Raw genomic sequence first — 16255 nt, forward strand, 5'->3', positions numbered from 1 at the left:
GTCACTGTCCCGAAATGGCCTTGGCCAGGCCCTTGAGCTTCATGTTGAGGAAGGTGAGGCTGGTCTGGAAGTCCGACGCGTTCTGCGAGAACGCGGCCTGCTCCACGCCCAGCTCCACCGTGTTGCCGTCCTTGGAGGCATGGTTGGGGACGCGATACAGTGCATCGGTGTCGAGCGCCAGGCCGCCGCCTTCCTCTGCGGTCACGCTCGCCAGCGTGGCGGCGAAGTCCAGGTCGCGGGCCTGGTAGCCCGGCGTGTTTTCGTTGGCGATGTTGGAGGCCAGGATCTTCGTCCGCTCTGCCCGCAACTTGAGGGCCTCGGGATGCAGACCGAGGGCCTTGTCGAAATCGATACCCATGCACTTGCCTTTCGAGTCGAAGAAGAAGCCGGCCGGCGCACGCGCGGCGGTCTGGCTGTGGGTGGGGTGGGCGCTGGCCGCCTCGGGTCCGGTACCGGCCGCACCGGCCCGCGCGGAGGCCCAGGTGGCCGAGGCGGCGCGCGAGCTGCTGCAGCAGCAGGCCGAGCGCGACGGCCTGCTGGAGCCGGCCTTCGAGCTGTCGGTGCTGACCGGCCTGAAGCCACTGCCCGACTGTGCCGAGCCGCTGGACATCGAGCCGCTCGACACCCGCCATGCCGCGCGCATGCGCTTTTCGGTGCGCTGCGAAGCCGCCGGCTGGCAGCAGCCGGTGGTGGTGCGCGCCGAGGTGTCCGCCCGCGTGGTGGTGGCCACTGCCGAGATACCGGCCAACCGCCCGCTGCAGGCCAGCGAGCTGGCGCTGGAGCGGCGGCCGGTGCCAGCCTGGCAAGACGCGGTGTCCGACCCGCAGTCCATCGTCGGCCAGAGCAGCCGGCGCGCGCTCAAGCCCGGCCAGCCGGTGGCGCGGCGTGCGCTGGCGGTGCCGCGGCTGCTGCGCCGCGGCGACACGGTGCGCATCGTCGCGCGGCATGCCGGCATCGAGGTCAGCGCCAACGGCGAGGCACTGGACGCCGGCGGCCAGGGCGAGTCGATCCGCGTGCGCAACACCAAGACCGGCAAGGTGATACGTGCGCGCATCACCTCTGCCAGCACGGTGGAACCAGAAGGCCAGGCACCCATGTCCATGCCTCACTCCGCCGACTGAAGGCGCGCCGCAATGCGCACCAGCTTGTCGGCATAGCCGGGGTCGGTGGCATAGCCGCCACGGGCCAGCCCACTGGCGAAGGCCTGCGCGTCGTCGCCCACGTTGAGCGCCGCGCGGTAGCGCGGATTGCCCAGCAGCAAACTGGCGTAGTCGCGGAAGGCACCCGCCGCGCTGTCGTAGCTGCGGAAGCGCTCGGTCTTGCGCACCGGGGTGCCGCCGATGAACTCGGTGGTCAGCGCGTCGGCCGCCTCGCCGCCCCAGCCCCCGGTGGCCTTGATGCCGAACAGGTTGTGGGTGGTCTCGCCGTCCGGCCCGCGCAGCGGCCGCTGGCCCCAGCCGGACTCCAGCGCGGCATGCGCGGCCACCAGGCGCGGCGAGACGCCCAGCCGCTGGCCGGCCTCTTCCGCCCAGGGAGCGATGTCGGCCAGGAACTGGCGCTTGGGGTCGCCGGGCGGCAGCATCGCGTCCAGCCCGCTCGCTTCCAGTGCGGCCGGCTCCAGTGCCGCAGCGGCCACGGCCGCCGGCGAGGCTGGCTGCAGCCGGGCGCGGTGCAGGCTGCCTTCGGGGCTCAGGCCGCCCATTGCGCTGCCGCTGCCCTGTTCGATGAAGGCCAGCACGTCCTCGCGCACTTCGTTGAAGAAGCCGGCGAACGGCGCACCGCCGCGGCCGCCCTGCGGGGCTGCGATGCGCTCGCCGGCGGTCGCCTGCGGCAAGGCCAGGGTGGCGAACTCAGGCCGGAGCATAGAGATCGGCCTCCGGTTGCAGCACCCGCTGCATGATCTCGTGCTGGTCCATCAGCAGGCGGCAGTTGCGGGCGTTCAGCGCCTTGCAATGCCGCACCCGCTCTTCCAGCGTGCGCCACCAGGCCTGCAGCGTGGCACGGCCCTGCGGCGACAGCTGCGGCAGCAGGGCGTCGATCGATGCCGGCTGCGCCTGCCCGGCCAGCAGCTGCTCGAGCAGCGCCACCCGGTCCTGCCGGCGCGCCTCCAGCATCGCCGCCAGCGCGGTGATGCGCTCGGCAACGTCCTGCATGGCCACCGTCTCGTGGCGCAGGGCGGCCTCGAACTGCGACTCCAGCAGCTCCTGCAGCCGCACGTAGTCGGTCAGGTCGGCGCGCACGCCCTGCAGCAGCCGGGCCAGGGGCGTCGTCTCGGTCATCGGCCCACTCCGTGGTAGCGCTCGATCAGGCCGGCCAGGCGCTCGGCGTCGAAGCGCACCTCGCCACGCGCCAGCGCCTCGCGCAGCGCATCGACCTTGGCCTGGTCGATCTCGGGCAGGCCCTGCATCGCGGTCATGGCCGGCTGCAAGGCGGCCGACTGCAGGGTGGGGGCGCGCACCGGTGCGGCGGAGGCGACCGGGGCGGCGGCCTCGGCCGTCGAGCTCGCGGGGGCGACGGGGGCGGCTCCCGCAGTGGAGCCGGTGCCGGTGATTCTCATTCGATCGCCTCTTGTCTTGTGAGTACGCATGTGGTCAGCGGCCTGCGGCAGCAGGCGCGCCCTCGCTCAATCGGTTGCGCAGCTGCTGCAGCGCTTCGCGCTCGGGCAGCGTCGAATCGACGCCGTCGGTCAGGGGCACGCGCTCGCCCGGCACGCCGAACATCGCGGCGGTGGCACGGGCCTGGGACGTGGTCAGGATCAGCAGTTCGATGCGGCGGTTGACCGCCGCCGACGGATGCCCGGCATCCACCGGCGCGCGGTCGGCCATGCCCACCACCTGCAGGATGCTCTCGCCCGGCATGCCGCCAGCCAGCAGGTGGGCACGCGCCACCATCGCGCGGTTGCTCGACAGGCTCCAGTTCGACTGGCCGGTGGGCCCGGCATGGCTGTACTGCAGCGAATCGGTGTGGCCCACGATCAGCATCTGGTTCTCGATCCGCGCGAACAGCGGGCCCATGCGGCGCAGCAGTTCCGAGAAGCGCTCGCTGGGCACCGCGCTGCCGAGCTTGAACATGCCGCGGCGGTCGGTGTCGTGCAGCATCACGCGCAGGCCTTGCGGCGTGATGGCCGTCATCAGGTTGCCGGCCAGGCCCGACTGCTCGCTGAGCTGCTTGAGCAGCTGCGACAGGTCTTCCTGGTCGTCGGCGGTGTCGTAGCGGCGCTTGACCGGCTCGGCCGGCTCGCGGCGCTGCTCCGCCGATTCGCCGGCCGGGCCGGTGGCGGTGGCCGGCACCGGCTCGCGCGAGATCAGGCTGCCGTCGGCACTGCGCATCGACTCGCCCATGTTCGGGCCGGCGCCTTCGTCGAGCTGGCTGCCGGCCGCCAGCGCCTGCGAGGCACGCTCGCTGTCGCGCGCGGAGAGCACCCACAACAGCATGAACAGGCACATCAGCGCCAGGCAGAAGTCGGCGAATGCCACCTTCCAGCCGCCGCCGTGCCCGTCGTCGTCATGCTTGCGCGAGACGCGCTTGATGACGGCTTCTTCGTGCTTGTCGTGCTTGGACATGTGCGCCCCGTTCCCGGCCTCAGGCAGCCGGCGCGTTCTGCAGCGCGTCGATCCACGACTCCAGCTGCGCGAAGCTCGGCTTGATGTTGAGCTGGACCAGGCGGCGGCCGGCGTCGATGGCCAGCAGCGGCGGCTTGCCGGCCACATGGGTGCACAGCACCACCTTCACGCATTCGAGCGTGGACATCTCGCGGGTGACGAGCTGCTTCATCATGTTGCTCAGCGGGTCCAGCATGCCGTAGCAGAAGAAGATGCCGATGAAGGTGCCCACCATGGCGGCGGCGACCTTGGCGGCGATCTCGGCCGCGGCAGCACCGTCGGCCACGCTGTTCATCGCCATCACGATGCCCAGCACCGCGGCCAGGATGCCGAAGCCCGGCATCGCCTCGGCAATCTTGTGCAGCGACTTGGCGGGCTGCGTCAGCTCGTCGTGGATGGCCTCCAGCTCCTGCTCGAGCACGCCTTCCAGTTCATGGGCGTTGATCTTGCCCATCGCCATCAGGCGGAAGTTGTCGACGATGAAGGCCAGCAGCTTCGGCTCTTCCAGCACCTGCGGATAGCGCTGGAACAGCGGGCTCTGGTGCGGTGCCTCCACATGCTGGTCGAGCGCCTTCAGGCCGCCACCGGCGGTCTGCAGCAGCTCGTACATCAGCAGCAGCAGCTGGCGCTGGAACTCCTGCCCCTGCTGCTTGGTGGTGATCAGCTTGCGCAGCTGGATGACCATCTCGGACAGCACGTGCTTGGGGTTGCCCAGCACGATGGCGCCCACCGCCGCGCCGGCGATGATCAACAGCTCCACCGGCTCCCAGATGACGCTGAAGCTGCCGCCCATGAGCATGAAGCCGCCGAACACGCAGCCGAGCACGATGCCGATTCCGATGAGTTGCATGATGTCCTGTCCCTGCCTCAGGCGCTTTCGAGGAAGGCCTTCATCTTCTTCAGGGCCCCCTTGTTGATCTGGCACACGCGGGCCTCGGTGAGATCGAGCACCGCTGCGATCTCCTTGAAGTTGGCCTCGTATTCGTAATAGAGCTGGATCACGCGCTGCTCGCGCTCGTTGAGCTGGCCGAGCGCCTGCTCCAGCGAACGCCGGCGCACCAGCTGCGCCTCCGGCGACAAGGTGTCGGCCGGGTGGTTGGCCAGCTCATGCAGCAGCTCGTCGAAGCTGGCCATGACTTCGGCGTTCTCGTTGAGCTGGTGCGCCTGCCAGGCTTCGCTGCTGAGGCCCAGGGCGGCGGTGATCTCGGCTTCGTTCGGCTCGCGGCCCAGGCGGCGCGTGAGCTCACGCACCGCATCGCGCACGCGGTGGCTTTCCTGGCGCACGGCACGCGGGCGCCAGTCCTGGCGGCGCAGCTCGTCGAGGATCGCGCCGCGCACGCGCAGCGCTGCAAAGGCGCCGAACTTCTCGTCCGGCGCACCGTAGCGGCGCAGGGCTTCGAGCAGGCCCATCAGGCCGATCTGCTCCATGTCCTCCCGGTCCATCGCGCCGCCGGCCTGGGAGGACAGCTGGCGCACGATGCGCTTGACCAGCGGCGCATAGGCCAGCAGGTGGCGCTGCTCTTCGCCGGGGCTGCGGGCCACCGCGACGCTTTCGACGCTCTGCAGTTCGGCGTAGCCGTAGTCCATGAGAGTCCGGATTCTGGAAAGTGGGCTTCAAACAAGGCGTGGCCCCCAAAACACTCGGGCCACCCCCTGGTTTGCGGACGTTCCGCGGCCGTCTTGATCAGCCAAATACCTACGCAGGGGCGGCCCGCTTCGGGCTAGGGCCGGCCCGTGCCGCTCATTCGATGATGAGCTTGCCCACCAGCGCCTGGGTGAAGGGCGCTTCCTGCCGGTCGCTGGCATAGCGCTTGGCAATGGCTTCGTTGAGCGCTTTCGTGAACTGCTCCACGCTCATCATCGACGCCTGCTCGCGCGTGTAGTGCGACAGCGCCTGCACCGCGATGCTGCGCAACAGCGGCAGCTGGGCCTTGGTGGCCTTTTCCTTCTTGACCGGCGCCTTGAACACCAGGTCCACCGCCAGGTAATGGGCCAACGGCTCGCCGTCGCGGCCGCGCAGCATCACCACCACCTTGTCCAGCGTGACGTAGCGGTACTCCTGGGTGTCCGGCTTGGCCTCCTCGACCACCGGTGCCTGGCCGCCCGCTGCCGCCGCACGCGGCAGCAGGAACCACACGGCGCCGCCAGCGGCACCGGCCACGAGCGTGGCGCCCAGCACCAGGCTCAACACCAGCGTGCTCTTCTTCATGTCCGTTCCTTGTCGTCGGTGAGCTGGAAGCCGCTGCGGGCCTCCGCGCCCTCGCCCAGCGCCCGGCCGGGCGACTGCTGCTCTTGTGACTGCCGGCCCTGGCGGCCCTGGGCGTCGCGCTCGCGCGCGCCGGCGTCGGCCACCACCATTACCGCCACGTCACCGTACTGGCGCTGCACCAGGTCCTGGCGCAGGCTGTCGCCAATGGCCTGCAGCTGTCGCGCCACCTCGCCATGGCTGGCGCTCAGGTGCACCTGCAGGCCACCGGCCTCGTGGCGGATCACGATCTCGACGCTGCCCAGCATGGGCGGGTCGAGCCGGATCACGGCGCGGTCGCCACCGCCGGCCAGCTGGAAGCGCAGGCGCTCACCCAGCAGCTCGGCCAGCGGCTGGCTGGCGGGTGCCGCCCGCAGCTTGGCGCCGCCGGTGGCCTGGGCCGCCTGTGCACCGCCCTCGCGGACAGCTGCGCTGCCGCCGTGCAGGGACATTGCCGCCTGCAGGGCCGCCGCTGCGCCGCCGGACTGGGAGGGCAGCGCCGCCATCACGTCTCCGGTGCCACCGCTGCCCACGCCACCGGCCTGCGCATCGAGCGCCGCCGCCGGCAGTTCCCGGGCTTCGGCCAGTCGTGCCGGATCGAAACTGGCGCCGGGCACCGGCACCCGGGCGTCGGCACCGGGCAGCGGCGTCGGGCCCCCGGCCGGCGCAGCAGCGGCCGGCGCGGCAGCGGCCGGCAGTTGGGCTGCCAAGGCGTCCGGCACGGCAAGCGCTTCTGCGGCGGCTGCCGGCAGGCCGGCGGCCGGCAGGGCCAGCCGAAGCTGTGCGGCAGCCGCGGCATTCACCAGCCCTGGCACGCCAGCGCCGGGATGCGTGGTGGCTTTGGCTGCCTGCGGCGCGTGCGCGCCCGCCTCGGCCGGCCCGCCTGCGGGCGCCGGCTGGGGCAGCGGCAGGCCGGTGGGCAGCAGCAGGGCCGCCATCCAGTCCGGCAGCGTCGCGGCCGCCGGCGTGCCGGCACCCGCATCCGCATCCGCATCCGCACCGGCGTTGGCGTTGGCGTTGGCGTTGGCGCGAGTGGGCAGCGCCACGTCCGCGGCGGCCGGCACCTGCTCGGCCGGCAGCGCAGGCGCCGGCATCCCCGGCGGCAACGCCAGCGGCACGGCGGGCAGCGCAGGCTCGGCAAGCGCTTGCGGCAGGCGTTCGCCCAGCAGTTGTTGCACCACCTGCTGCAAGGCACCGGCAAACGCCGGCGCCTGCGGCAGCGCAGTCAGCAGGTCATCGGCGGCCGGCACGGCGGCGTCGAGCGTGCCGGGCAGCGCAGTGGCCGGCAGGCGAACAGCAGGGGCGGCAGGGATCGATGGGGTCATGCGGCGCTTTCTTCACTGTCTTCGTTGAGGGCATAGGCCAGCCAGCCGTCCTTGCTGCTGCGCAGCTCGGCCAGCCGCGCGTCGATGCGTTCGGCCTCGCAGGCGCAGCGCTCGCGGGCATGCTGGTGGGCGTGCTGCAACACGGCGAAGGCGCGCAGCTCGGCGCTGCTCCAGTCCTCGCGCCGGGCCAGCTGGGGTGCCAGCGCCTGCAGCTCCGCATCGGCCTGCGCCAGCGCCGCCCAGTCGCGCGAGGCGGCGGCATGGCTCAGGCGGCCGGCCAGGCCCAGCAGCTGCTGGGCGTGGCGTTCAGCCATGCTGTGCCTCCACGCCATGCCAGCCGCGCTTGAGGGTGGTGAGCAGGGCCACCACTTCGTCCACCATGGCCGGCGCCAGTTCATAGCCGGCCTGGTAGAGGCGCTGGGCGCAGTGGTCGTAGAGCCGCCCGAGGTTGGCCACCACCTCGCCGCCGGACTCGGGGTCGAGGGCGCTCGACAGCCCGTTGAGGATGTCGATGCACTTGTCCAGGCTGCGGGCCTTCAGCTCGTAGCGGCGCGCCTCGATGTGGGCGCGCGCGCGGGCCAGCTCTTCCAGCAGGCCGTCCATCAGGATGAGCACCAGCTGCACGGGCGAGGCCTGGGCGGTGCGGGCTTCGAGGTTGACAGCGTGATAGCTGCGATAGGCGTCGTAGGTCAAGGCGGTCTCTCGGGTCGGGGCCGGCGCGGCAGGGCCGCGCCGGGCGGGTGGGCTAGGTGGTGGCGAACAGGCTGCTGGTCTGGTCCATCTGGGACATCAGCGTCTGCAGCTGGGAGAACTGCTTCAGGTAGCGGTCGTAGGCTTGCTGGTACTGCTCGTCCAGCCGCGTCTGGCGCTGGCGGACGTTCTTCTGGACGGTGGCCAGGGAGTCCTGGCGGCGCTTGATCTGGCCGCCCGTGCTGTCGGCCCACAGGTCCACCTGGGTGTCCAGCCCGCCCAGCAGGCCCGAGCGGGCGCTCAGGCTGTTGCTGCCGAACAGTTGGTTCAGCGCATCCGGGCGGGCGGCCACGGCCTTGTTGAGCTTGGCGCTGTCCAGCGACAGTGCGCCGTGGCGGTCCATGCTGACGCCGAACTCCATCAGGCGCACGCCGTTCCATTCCTGCCGCACCAGCTCGTTGAGCTTGTTGCGCAGTGCCCGCACGCCGGCGTCGGAAGCAAACACGGCGGCGGACTTGCCGGCGTCGGCATCGGCGCCGCGCGTCAGCTCGTCCAGCGTCGTCTTGAGCGTGTTGAAGGCATCGACAAAGGTGCGCACGTTGTCGGCCGTGGCGGTCTGGTCCTGGCTGATGGCCAGCGTGATCGGCGCATCGGTGGGCGCCATCGCGCGCGTGAAGCTCATGCTCACGCCCTGGATGGCGGTGACGGTGTTGGAGGCCTGCTGCAGCTTGATGCCGGTGTCCTTGGCGCCCAGCCAGACGATGGCGTCGCGCGCCGCCGACAGCGTGGTCGGACCAGCCGCCAGCGCGTCCTTCAATGCGCCGGCCGGCATGCCGGTGACGTCCAGCGTCACGGTGCTGCCCGCCCCGGTCTGCGCGGAGGTGAGCACCAGCTGCGTCTGCGCGCCGACCGTGACGATCATCGCCGAGACCTGGCCCTGGTTGTTCGGCGCCAGGTTGATGGCTCGCGCGGTCTCTTCCTGGCTCAGGCTGCCATCGGCATCCGAGTCGGCCGCCGACAGGTCCACCGTGAAGGCGCTGCCCGAGCCCACCTGCAGGCTCAGCGTGCCGCCTTCGGAGGCCGGCACCGCCGGCAGGTTGTTGTACGCAATCTGGTGAGCGGTGGCGATCTGCTCCACGAACAGCTTCTGGGCGCCCGGCTGGGCATTGCTGGACGCGGTGGCGGTGCCGATGCCGGTGGTGTCGAAGCTGGCCGCGTACTGCAGCACGCCCTTCTTGGTCGACATCGAGCTGGCAGCGGTCTCGAAGGCGCGCAGCGCCGTCTGCAGCTTGCTCAGCGCCTTGGCGGTTTCGTCGGCCCGCTGGGTCTGGGTGGTCAGCTGGGCCCGCGCGCCCTGGGTGTACGCAGTGGCGAGCTGGGTCGCCATGCTGCTGGGGTTGATTTCGGTCATGCAGGTCTCCTCGGAGGGTGTTCGCCTCCTGAAAGGCGACCGCCGGCGCCCGGCACTGAAGCCGGCGCGCTCACCGCTGCGACCTCCACCACACCTGGGTGGCCAATTCGTCCTGGCGCTTCTGCTCGCGCTGCTCGACGGCACGGCGCTGCGCGTCTTCGCGGCGTGCCAACAACTGCACGAACACCTCGTGCTTGCGCGCGGCCGCGCTCAGCGCCTGCTGCGACACCGCCATGTCGGCTTCGTGCAGCGCCAGGTCCTGCTGGTGCAACTGCGTCATGCCGATCATGGCCTGCTTGTAGTTGCCACAATTGATCGACAGTGCGGGCGGCAGCGCGGCGGTGGCGCCGCTGCCCTGGCACAGCGCGTTCATGCGGTCGAGGTTGCGCCGGTAGCGGTCGCGCACGGCGCCCTTGGCGGCCACCTCGGCGCTCAGGCGATCCACCTCGCGCTCGCGCAGGTCGATCAGGCGGCTCAGGCTGGACAGGCTCATTTCGTCAGTCCTTCGAGTTGGGCACGGGTGTCGGCCAGCGTCGCGCCCTCGCGGGTGCCCTGGCGCAGGAAGGCCTCGATGCGCGGGTACAGCGACACCGCGCGGTCGGTATGCGGGTCGGCGCCGGGCACGTAGGCGCCCAGCGGGATCAGGTCACGCACCTGGGCATGCCGGGCGGCCATCTCCTTGAGCTGGCGCGCCGCGCGCAGTTGCGACTCGGGCACCACCTGGGCCATGCAGCGGCTGACCGAGGCGGCGATGTCGATGGCCGGGTAGTGGCCACGCTCGGCCAGCTCGCGGGTCAGCACGATGTGGCCGTCGAGAATGGCGCGGGCGGTGTCCACCACCGGGTCCTGCTGGTCGTCGCCTTCGGCCAGCACGGTGTAGATGGCGCTCATGCTGCCGCGCTCGTGCTCGCCGTTGCCGGCGCTCTCGACCAGCTGCGGCAGCAGGCTGAAGACCGATGGCGGGTAGCCCTTGGTGGCCGGCGGCTCGCCCAGCGCCAGCGCGACTTCCCGCTTGGCCATGGCGTAGCGGGTCAGCGAGTCGACCAGCAGCAGCACGTTCTGGCCCTGGTCGCGGTAATGCGCGGCAATGGTGTGGCACAGCTCGGTGGCCATCAGCCGCATCAGCGGCGACTCGTCGGCCGGTGCGATCACCACCACGGCGCGCTTGAGCCCTTCCGGGCCGAGCGACATCTCGATGAACTCGCGCACTTCGCGGCTGCGCTCGCCGATCAGCCCGACCACCACCACCTCGGCCTCGGTGTGCCGCGTGATCTGGCCGAGCAGCACGCTCTTGCCCACGCCGCTGCCGGCGAACAGGCCGACCCGCTGGCCCTTGCCCAGGGTCAGCATGGCGTTGATGGCACGCACGCCGACGTCCAGCGTCTCGTGCACCGGCCGCTTGCGCAGCGGATGCACCTTGGGCGGATGCGGTGGCAGCGAATGCTCGCCGCCTAGGCGGCCCAGGCCGTCCAGCGGCTCGCCCAGGCCGTTGACCACCCGGCCCAGCCAGGACGGGCCGATGCTCAGCGTGCTCTTGTCGGTGGACGGCAGCACCCGCGCGCCGGTGGCCAGGCCGACCGGCTTCTTGAACGGCATCAGGAAGGACAGCTCGTTGCGAAAGCCCACCGCCTGCGCCTCCAGCCACTCGCCGGAGGCGGTCTCGATGCGGCAGCGCTGGCCGGTCTGCAGCGGGCAGCCGACGCTCTCCAGCAACAGGCCCGAGGCGCCGACCAGCCGGCCGGTGGGCGTGGCCACCGGCACATCGTCGAGCTCCAGCTTGCGCAGCAGGTCGGCAATCATGCGGCGGCCTCCCCCGCCCCGCCGCCCGGCAGCAGCTGGGCCGCGATCTGGTCCATGCTGGCAGCCAGGCGCTGGCGGCAGCCGGCATCGGCTTCACGGCCATCGGCCTTGACGCGGCATTCGCCGGCCTCCAGCCGCGGGTCGGGAATCAGCGTCCAGCGGCGGGCCCGCTCCGGGTCCAGCTCGGCAATGCGCTGTGCTTCTTCCGGATTGAGGTAGACCTCCACGCCCTCGCGCACCGGCGGCATGGTGGCGAGCGTCTCGTCCACCAGCGACAGCAGCTGCACCGGCTGCAGCGCCAGCTCGCAGCGGATCACCTGGCGGGCGACCTTCGCCACCAGCTCGACCACTTCCTTGCGCATGGCCGACTGGTAGTCGGCCTGCAGCTGCTGCAGCTGCTGCAGCAGGCTGTCCAGCGGCCGGGCCAGCGTCTCGAAGCCGGCAATCGCCTCCCGGCGCGCCTCCTCGCGGCCGGCGGCCAGGCCGGCCTCGCGGCCCTCGGCATGGCCGTCCTGCAGGCCGCGCTGGTGGCCACCGTCATAGCCCTCGCGATAGCCACGGTCCAGCCCCTGCTGGAAGGCCTCGGCCAGCGAGGCCTGCGCATGCGGCCCGCCCGAACCGGCCAGCGCGGCGCCGGCCGACAGCTGGGACAGCGGCGGAAAGCGGTGCGGCCGGTGGTGCTGCTTCATTCCACCACCGCCTCGGCAAACAGCTGCACCTCGATCTCGCCGCCATCGGCCAGCGTCTTCACGGTGGCCATGATTTCCTGGCGGGCCTGCTCGACGCGGCTGAGCGGCACCGGGCCGGCACGGCGCATGGTGTCTTCGAAAGCCTGTGCCTGGCGCCGCGGCATCGAGCGCAGCACCGCGTCGCGCACGGCCGGCTCGGCGCCCTTGAGCGCCATGGCCCACTGCTCGAGCGGCACCTCCTCGATGATGCGGGTGAGCACCGCCTCGCTCTGGCGCGACAGCAGGAAGAAGTCGTACATGCTGACCTCGATCTGCGACACCACCTCGGGGTCGTGCGCGCGCAGCAGCTCCACCATCTGCTGGCGGTTGCCCTGCAGGCGGTTGAGGATCTCCGCGGCCTGCTTGACGCCTTCCACCGTGGCGCTCTGCAGGCCCAGGCCTTCCAGGCAGCGGTCCACCAGCGCGTCCAGCTCCTCGAGCAGCTCGGCATCGATGTCGCCGAGGCGGGCCACCTGCAGCAGCACCAGGTCACGGCCGGCGGCCGGCAGTGCGTCCACCACGTCACCCGCCAGCGCCGGCGGCAGGAAGGCCACGAAGACCGCCTGCATGCCCACATGCTCGGACGAGATGCGCTCGGCCAGCCACTTGGGCGAGGCCCATTGCAGCCGCGCCATCTTGGGCCGGATGGCGTCGCCGTAGATGCTATTGAGCACGTTGCTGGCGACGTCGCTGCCCAGCGCCAGGTCGAGCGAGCGCTTCAGGTAGGCGCGCGACGCGCCGTGCACGCCGCTTTGCTGGCGGTAGTCGTCGAAGAAGCGCTGCAGCGAGGTCTTCACCGAGTCCACCTTGATGCCGCTCAGGCGCGACATCACCTGGGTCACGGCCAGCAGCTCCTCGCGCGAGAGGCAGCGCAGCACCGCCGCGGCCGGGGCCTCGCCCATGCTCAGCAGCACGATGGCGGCCTGCTCGATCTGGCTGGGCAGGCCGTCGTCGGCGGGACGGTCCAGGGGCTTATTCGGATCGGCCATGTTTCTGCATCCACTGCTTGACGACTTCGGCCACCCGCTCGGGCTCCTTGGCAGCCAGGGTCTTGAGGTGTTCCACCATCACATCCACCGGCGAGCCGGCGGGGGGCAGGTCGTAGTTTTCGAGCAAGGGCACCACCGGCATGCCAGGCCCCGCCGCCGCAGCGTGCGTGGGCTCGGCCATCAGCGTGGCGGCCATCGCCGCCGGGCCACCGAGCGGGATGGCGGCAGCCTGGGCCGCCGGCAGCTCGCCCGCAGCGGCGGCCGCGCCGGCCAGCACGGCGGCACCGCCGCGCGCACCGGTACCGGGCGCCAGGCGCTGGCCCAGCATGCGCAGCAGCGGCCGGGCGACCAGCAGGTAACCAAACAGGAAGGCCAGCGGCGTCAGCAACCAGGAGCCGATGTCCAGCAACCGGTTGTGCTCCTCCCACCAGGCCGGTGCAGCCACCTTGGGCGCGGCCGGGAAAGCCACCGCGGAAACGGCCAGCTGGTCGCCTCGCTCGGTGTCCATGCCCAGGCCGGTGCGCAGCAGGCGCTCGATGCCGGCCACCTCGGCCGGGCTCCACAGGCCCTTGCCGCCCGGCGCGGCCGCGTTGTTCAGCACCACGGCCACGCTGAGCCGGCTGAGCTTGCCGCGGCTGCGCTTGATGCGCGTCACGCTGCGGTCGTAGGCGTACTGCCGGGTGGTGGCGTTCTTGCGAGCCGTGCCGGGCTCCGCGCCGGAGGCGGCACCAGCGGCGGGAACCGGCCGGTTGCTCAGCGAGCCGGGCACACCGAGGGCCATCGGATCGACGTCCTGCTCCTCGCGCATCGCCTCGTTGGTCACCTTGGGCGCCTCGCCGTAGCGCTCCAGCGTCTCCTCGACCCGGTCGTTGTTCACCACGGCCGTGACGCTGGCCTTGTAGTTCTGCTCGCCCAGCACCGGGCCGAGCAGCGCCGCGACATTGCGCAGCGTGTCTTCCTTGGCGCGGCGGGCGGCTTCGTCGCCCTGGGCGCTGCCGTCGAAGCCGTCGCTCAGGTCGATGCGCGAGGACAGCAGGTTGCCCGCCTGATCCACCAGGTTGACGCGCTGCGCATCGAGGCCGGCCACGCTGCCGGAAACCAGCTTGACGATGGCCGCGATCTGCTCGGCAGCCAGGCTGCGGCCCGGCTTCAGGCCCACCACCACGGAGGCGGAGCTGGGCGCGCCATCGCTCACCACGAAGGACGAGGACTTGGCGATGGCCAGGTGCACCCGGGCCGACTCGACCGCATCGAGCGACAGGATGCTCAGCACCAGCTCGCCTTCCAGGCCGCGGCGGAACCGGACGTCCTGCACGAACTGGCTGACGCCCAGCGGGTCGCTGCGGTCCATCAGTTCCAGGCCGGCCGGCAGCTTGGCCACCACGCCCTTGCTGGCCAGCAGCATGCGCACGCGGCCCAGCACGTCCTCGGGCACCAGCACCTGGCCGGTCTCGGGGTGCACGCGGTAGGGAATCTGCTCGGCGTCGAGGGCGGCCATCATGTCGGCCGCCGCCACCTTCTCGCGGCTGCCAAACACCGGCTTGTAGGCCGACTGGTCTCGCCACACCAGCATCATCACCAGTGCAGTGACGCCGATGGCCAGCACCACCAGCGGCAGCAGGCGGTTCATCAGGCCGGCGCCGAGGCCGGCGCGTGCGACATTGGGGCCGAGCCGCTGCAGCCCGGTCTTCACAGAGTTGAGCACGGTGGCGACCTCAAAGCTGCAGCTTGATCAGCTCGTCCATCGCGCCAACCACCTTGTTGCGCAGCTGGGTCAGCATCGAGAACGACAGGCTGGCTTCCTGGCTGGCCAGCATGGCGCCCACCAGGTCGTCGCTGCGGCCGGCATCCACCGCGGCCATCTTCTCGTTGGCCGCACGGTCCTGGGCATCCACGCTTTGCACGGCGGCCTTCAGGCTGTCCATGAAGCTGCCGCTGCTCGGCCCGCCGTCGGCCGGGGCAGGCTGGGAAGGTTGCGGCAGCGCGAAGTCGGACAAGCCGGCGTCGCCTGCGGCACCGCCGGTGCGGGCCCAGGCGCCCAATTCGATGTTCATTTCGCTGTGATCCCTTGTCTGGAGCAGCCAGCGGGTTTCATCGGGGTGACGAAACCCAGCTGCGTTCGGGCAGCGATATTGCGACCATGGGGTATTCACCCGCTACGGCAGATGCGATCGGAGGACACCGGAAAATTCTTATACGGCGAATAGTGCGAGAAGAATTTCTCACTTCCTGGCGATTCGGCATCGCGCACTATCAAGTTCCCCTGCGGCTCCCCGCCATCGGCTGCCACGCCAGTCTGGGAGCGGGCAAACGGCACTTTCGCACGCAGCAGCGGGGCAGTTTGGCGACCCGCCCGGCCCTGCCCGGGTGTATAGGCAAATGCCTTACGCGTCGCCATAGTGGGTCCATACAATCCGCCGCCAATAAGGCAGAACGTCTGCATGGAAGCGGCATTACCTCGAAATGCATTCCCGCTCCCCTCAATAAGGCGACCGCCTGCCGGAAAAATCAAATCGTGGCTCAAGACAATTTTGTTCGGCGCCGAAATGCCTCGGCCGCCTCCCACTTCTGACCCAGAGACGATGAAACGAACGATGTCACCGCCGACGCCCTGCCAGGTGCTGGATCCGTCCACGCTCGGCCGTCCGGTGCACCGGCTGGGCCGTTTCACCGAGTGCTGGCGGGAAGACCTGGCGCAATTGCTCGGCCAGGTCCTGAACCGCCGCTGGCGCGCCGGCTTCGAGCTCGGCAAGGTGAGCATCGAGCGCAGCAGCGTGCCGGCCGACGCCGGCCGCTGGAACGCCTTTGCGGCCGAGGCCGGCAGCATCGCTTGCGCCGTCGAGCGGCCGCTGCTGCTGACGCTGCTGGCGCTGCGCTACGGCGGCCGCAGCGCGGCCACCGATCCGCAGACCCTGCCGCCCACCGCCACCGAAGACCGCCTGGCCAGCAGCCTGGCCCAGCAGTTCGTCGAAGCGCTGGCCGGGCGCATCCAGGCCGGCCTGGACGGCGCACCGTACGACATCCCCAGCCTGGCCTGGCGTGCCACCGCAGCGCTGCTGCCGCGCGGCCCGGCATGGATCGCCCGGGTGCAACTGATCGACCGCCAGCACGGCGTGGACGCGAGCCTGCGGCTCCTGCTCGACGACGCCTGGATGGACCGGCTGCTGGCCTGCCTGCCCGCGCCGCGGGCGCGCAACGCCGAGCACGGCGCCGCGGACAGCCGCCCGCTGAGCCAGCGCTTGCGCCTGACGCTGACCGCCCGCCTGCTGGAGAAGGAAATGCCGCTGGGCGATCTGCTCGACCTGCGGGTGGGCGACCTGATTCCGGTGCGCCTGGGCCCCACCGAGGTGCGGGTGGACGACGCCCGCCTCTACACCGCCACGGTGGCCGAGCACCAGGGCAAGCTGTGCCTCACCTCCTTTGCCGACGCGGACTGAGCCGCGCCGCCTGACCCCCGAGAGAAGC

General features: G+C 71.1%; 21 protein-coding genes. 2 read left to right on the forward strand and 19 right to left on the reverse strand.

Features of this window, described 5'->3' with window-relative positions; translation table 11 throughout:
- Nucleotide 1: 1 nt before the first annotated feature.
- Entirely contained in the window at nucleotides 2-358 is a 357-nt protein-coding gene (flgB, locus tag N7L95_RS06820) for a flagellar basal body rod protein FlgB (RefSeq protein ID WP_301259069.1), read from the reverse strand.
- Between flgB and flgA the strand changes: the two genes are divergently transcribed.
- Nucleotides 357-1121: a flagellar basal body P-ring formation chaperone FlgA gene (gene flgA / locus N7L95_RS06825; protein WP_301259070.1), complete on the forward strand. Its 765-nt coding sequence runs from the start codon at nucleotides 357-359 to the stop codon at nucleotides 1119-1121. The two genes, flgB and flgA, sit on opposite strands and share 2 nt — an antisense overlap.
- Here flgA and N7L95_RS06830 read toward each other — a convergent pair.
- From N7L95_RS06830 to N7L95_RS06915, 18 genes are all read right to left on the reverse strand, one after another.
- Complete coding sequence (locus tag N7L95_RS06830; protein WP_301259071.1) at nucleotides 1106-1864, reverse strand: glucosaminidase domain-containing protein; 759 nt, start codon at nucleotides 1862-1864, stop codon at nucleotides 1106-1108. The two genes, flgA and N7L95_RS06830, sit on opposite strands and share 16 nt — an antisense overlap.
- Nucleotides 1851-2279, reverse strand: a complete 429-nt coding sequence (gene flgN / locus N7L95_RS06835; protein WP_301259072.1) for a flagellar export chaperone FlgN — start codon at nucleotides 2277-2279, stop codon at nucleotides 1851-1853. The genes N7L95_RS06830 and flgN overlap by 14 nt, the downstream gene beginning before the upstream one ends.
- The gene (flgM, locus tag N7L95_RS06840; RefSeq protein ID WP_301259073.1) at nucleotides 2276-2557 is read right to left on the reverse strand and encodes a flagellar biosynthesis anti-sigma factor FlgM; all 282 of its coding nucleotides are present in this window, start codon (nucleotides 2555-2557) and stop codon (nucleotides 2276-2278) included. The genes flgN and flgM overlap by 4 nt, the downstream gene beginning before the upstream one ends.
- A 34-nt stretch (nucleotides 2558-2591) precedes the next feature.
- Nucleotides 2592-3563: a flagellar motor protein MotB gene (locus N7L95_RS06845; protein ID WP_301259074.1), complete on the reverse strand. Its 972-nt coding sequence runs from the start codon at nucleotides 3561-3563 to the stop codon at nucleotides 2592-2594.
- A gap of 19 nt (nucleotides 3564-3582) precedes the next feature.
- Nucleotides 3583-4452: a flagellar motor stator protein MotA gene (gene motA, locus N7L95_RS06850; RefSeq protein WP_301259075.1), complete on the reverse strand. Its 870-nt coding sequence runs from the start codon at nucleotides 4450-4452 to the stop codon at nucleotides 3583-3585.
- A gap of 17 nt (nucleotides 4453-4469) precedes the next feature.
- Nucleotides 4470-5189 (reverse strand): FliA/WhiG family RNA polymerase sigma factor, encoded by a 720-nt coding sequence (locus N7L95_RS06855; protein ID WP_301259076.1) that lies wholly within the window; start codon nucleotides 5187-5189, stop codon nucleotides 4470-4472.
- 154 nt (nucleotides 5190-5343) lie between these two features.
- Nucleotides 5344-5811: a flagellar basal body-associated FliL family protein gene (locus tag N7L95_RS06860; RefSeq protein ID WP_301259077.1), complete on the reverse strand. Its 468-nt coding sequence runs from the start codon at nucleotides 5809-5811 to the stop codon at nucleotides 5344-5346.
- Entirely contained in the window at nucleotides 5808-7172 is a 1365-nt protein-coding gene (locus tag N7L95_RS06865; RefSeq protein WP_301259079.1) for a flagellar hook-length control protein FliK, read from the reverse strand. Before N7L95_RS06865 ends, N7L95_RS06860 begins: the two co-directional genes overlap by 4 nt.
- Nucleotides 7169-7486: a hypothetical protein gene (locus N7L95_RS06870; protein ID WP_301259080.1), complete on the reverse strand. Its 318-nt coding sequence runs from the start codon at nucleotides 7484-7486 to the stop codon at nucleotides 7169-7171. Before N7L95_RS06870 ends, N7L95_RS06865 begins: the two co-directional genes overlap by 4 nt.
- Nucleotides 7479-7865 carry a flagellar export chaperone FliS gene (fliS, locus tag N7L95_RS06875; protein ID WP_301259081.1) on the reverse strand — a complete coding sequence of 129 codons (387 nt, stop codon included), beginning with the start codon at nucleotides 7863-7865 and terminating at the stop codon, nucleotides 7479-7481. Before fliS ends, N7L95_RS06870 begins: the two co-directional genes overlap by 8 nt.
- A 52-nt stretch (nucleotides 7866-7917) precedes the next feature.
- The gene (gene fliD, locus N7L95_RS06880; protein WP_301259082.1) at nucleotides 7918-9273 is read right to left on the reverse strand and encodes a flagellar filament capping protein FliD; all 1356 of its coding nucleotides are present in this window, start codon (nucleotides 9271-9273) and stop codon (nucleotides 7918-7920) included.
- 70 nt (nucleotides 9274-9343) lie between these two features.
- On the reverse strand, nucleotides 9344-9766 hold the full coding sequence (fliJ, locus tag N7L95_RS06885) for a flagellar export protein FliJ (RefSeq protein WP_301259083.1): 423 nt from the start codon (nucleotides 9764-9766) through the stop codon (nucleotides 9344-9346).
- The gene (gene fliI / locus N7L95_RS06890) at nucleotides 9763-11073 is read right to left on the reverse strand and encodes a flagellar protein export ATPase FliI (RefSeq protein WP_301259084.1); all 1311 of its coding nucleotides are present in this window, start codon (nucleotides 11071-11073) and stop codon (nucleotides 9763-9765) included. The genes fliJ and fliI overlap by 4 nt, the downstream gene beginning before the upstream one ends.
- Entirely contained in the window at nucleotides 11070-11762 is a 693-nt protein-coding gene (gene fliH, locus N7L95_RS06895) for a flagellar assembly protein FliH (RefSeq protein WP_301259085.1), read from the reverse strand. Before fliH ends, fliI begins: the two co-directional genes overlap by 4 nt.
- Entirely contained in the window at nucleotides 11759-12790 is a 1032-nt protein-coding gene (locus tag N7L95_RS06900) for a flagellar motor switch protein FliG (protein ID WP_301259087.1), read from the reverse strand. Before N7L95_RS06900 ends, fliH begins: the two co-directional genes overlap by 4 nt.
- Complete coding sequence (gene fliF, locus N7L95_RS06905) at nucleotides 12774-14495, reverse strand: flagellar basal-body MS-ring/collar protein FliF (protein WP_435870065.1); 1722 nt, start codon at nucleotides 14493-14495, stop codon at nucleotides 12774-12776. Before fliF ends, N7L95_RS06900 begins: the two co-directional genes overlap by 17 nt.
- 10 nt (nucleotides 14496-14505) lie before the next feature.
- Nucleotides 14506-14844 (reverse strand): flagellar hook-basal body complex protein FliE, encoded by a 339-nt coding sequence (gene fliE / locus N7L95_RS06910; protein WP_301259088.1) that lies wholly within the window; start codon nucleotides 14842-14844, stop codon nucleotides 14506-14508.
- 95 nt (nucleotides 14845-14939) lie between these two features.
- Nucleotides 14940-15314, reverse strand: a complete 375-nt coding sequence (locus N7L95_RS06915; RefSeq protein WP_301259089.1) for a hypothetical protein — start codon at nucleotides 15312-15314, stop codon at nucleotides 14940-14942.
- A 70-nt stretch (nucleotides 15315-15384) separates the two neighbouring features.
- On the opposite strand from N7L95_RS06915, the gene N7L95_RS06920 reads away from it, so the two are divergent.
- A complete protein-coding gene (locus N7L95_RS06920) occupies nucleotides 15385-16227 on the forward strand; it encodes a FliM/FliN family flagellar motor C-terminal domain-containing protein (protein WP_301259090.1) in 843 nt (280 codons plus the stop codon).
- Nucleotides 16228-16255: the final 28 nt, after the last annotated feature.

It is taken from the genome of Eleftheria terrae, from assembly GCF_030419005.1.
Lineage (GTDB): Bacteria > Pseudomonadota > Gammaproteobacteria > Burkholderiales > Burkholderiaceae_C > Caldimonas > Caldimonas terrae.

Coding starts and splice junctions, on each gene's coding strand:
- flgM (WP_301259073.1), bottom strand. CDS start 2,557: ATGAGAATCACCGGCACCGGCTCCACTGCGGGAGCCGCCCCCGTCGCC.
- N7L95_RS06855 (WP_301259076.1), bottom strand. CDS start 5,189: ATGGACTACGGCTACGCCGAACTGCAGAGCGTCGAAAGCGTCGCGGTG.
- fliE (WP_301259088.1), bottom strand. CDS start 14,844: ATGAACATCGAATTGGGCGCCTGGGCCCGCACCGGCGGTGCCGCAGGC.
- flgB (WP_301259069.1), bottom strand. CDS start 358: ATGGGTATCGATTTCGACAAGGCCCTCGGTCTGCATCCCGAGGCCCTC.
- N7L95_RS06830 (WP_301259071.1), bottom strand. CDS start 1,864: ATGCTCCGGCCTGAGTTCGCCACCCTGGCCTTGCCGCAGGCGACCGCC.
- motA (WP_301259075.1), bottom strand. CDS start 4,452: ATGCAACTCATCGGAATCGGCATCGTGCTCGGCTGCGTGTTCGGCGGC.
- N7L95_RS06900 (WP_301259087.1), bottom strand. CDS start 12,790: ATGGCCGATCCGAATAAGCCCCTGGACCGTCCCGCCGACGACGGCCTG.
- fliI (WP_301259084.1), bottom strand. CDS start 11,073: ATGATTGCCGACCTGCTGCGCAAGCTGGAGCTCGACGATGTGCCGGTG.
- fliH (WP_301259085.1), bottom strand. CDS start 11,762: ATGAAGCAGCACCACCGGCCGCACCGCTTTCCGCCGCTGTCCCAGCTG.
- N7L95_RS06845 (WP_301259074.1), bottom strand. CDS start 3,563: ATGTCCAAGCACGACAAGCACGAAGAAGCCGTCATCAAGCGCGTCTCG.
- flgN (WP_301259072.1), bottom strand. CDS start 2,279: ATGACCGAGACGACGCCCCTGGCCCGGCTGCTGCAGGGCGTGCGCGCC.
- N7L95_RS06870 (WP_301259080.1), bottom strand. CDS start 7,486: ATGGCTGAACGCCACGCCCAGCAGCTGCTGGGCCTGGCCGGCCGCCTG.
- fliD (WP_301259082.1), bottom strand. CDS start 9,273: ATGACCGAAATCAACCCCAGCAGCATGGCGACCCAGCTCGCCACTGCG.
- N7L95_RS06860 (WP_301259077.1), bottom strand. CDS start 5,811: ATGAAGAAGAGCACGCTGGTGTTGAGCCTGGTGCTGGGCGCCACGCTC.
- fliJ (WP_301259083.1), bottom strand. CDS start 9,766: ATGAGCCTGTCCAGCCTGAGCCGCCTGATCGACCTGCGCGAGCGCGAG.
- N7L95_RS06920 (WP_301259090.1), top strand. CDS start 15,385: ATGTCACCGCCGACGCCCTGCCAGGTGCTGGATCCGTCCACGCTCGGC.
- flgA (WP_301259070.1), top strand. CDS start 357: ATGCACTTGCCTTTCGAGTCGAAGAAGAAGCCGGCCGGCGCACGCGCG.
- N7L95_RS06865 (WP_301259079.1), bottom strand. CDS start 7,172: ATGACCCCATCGATCCCTGCCGCCCCTGCTGTTCGCCTGCCGGCCACT.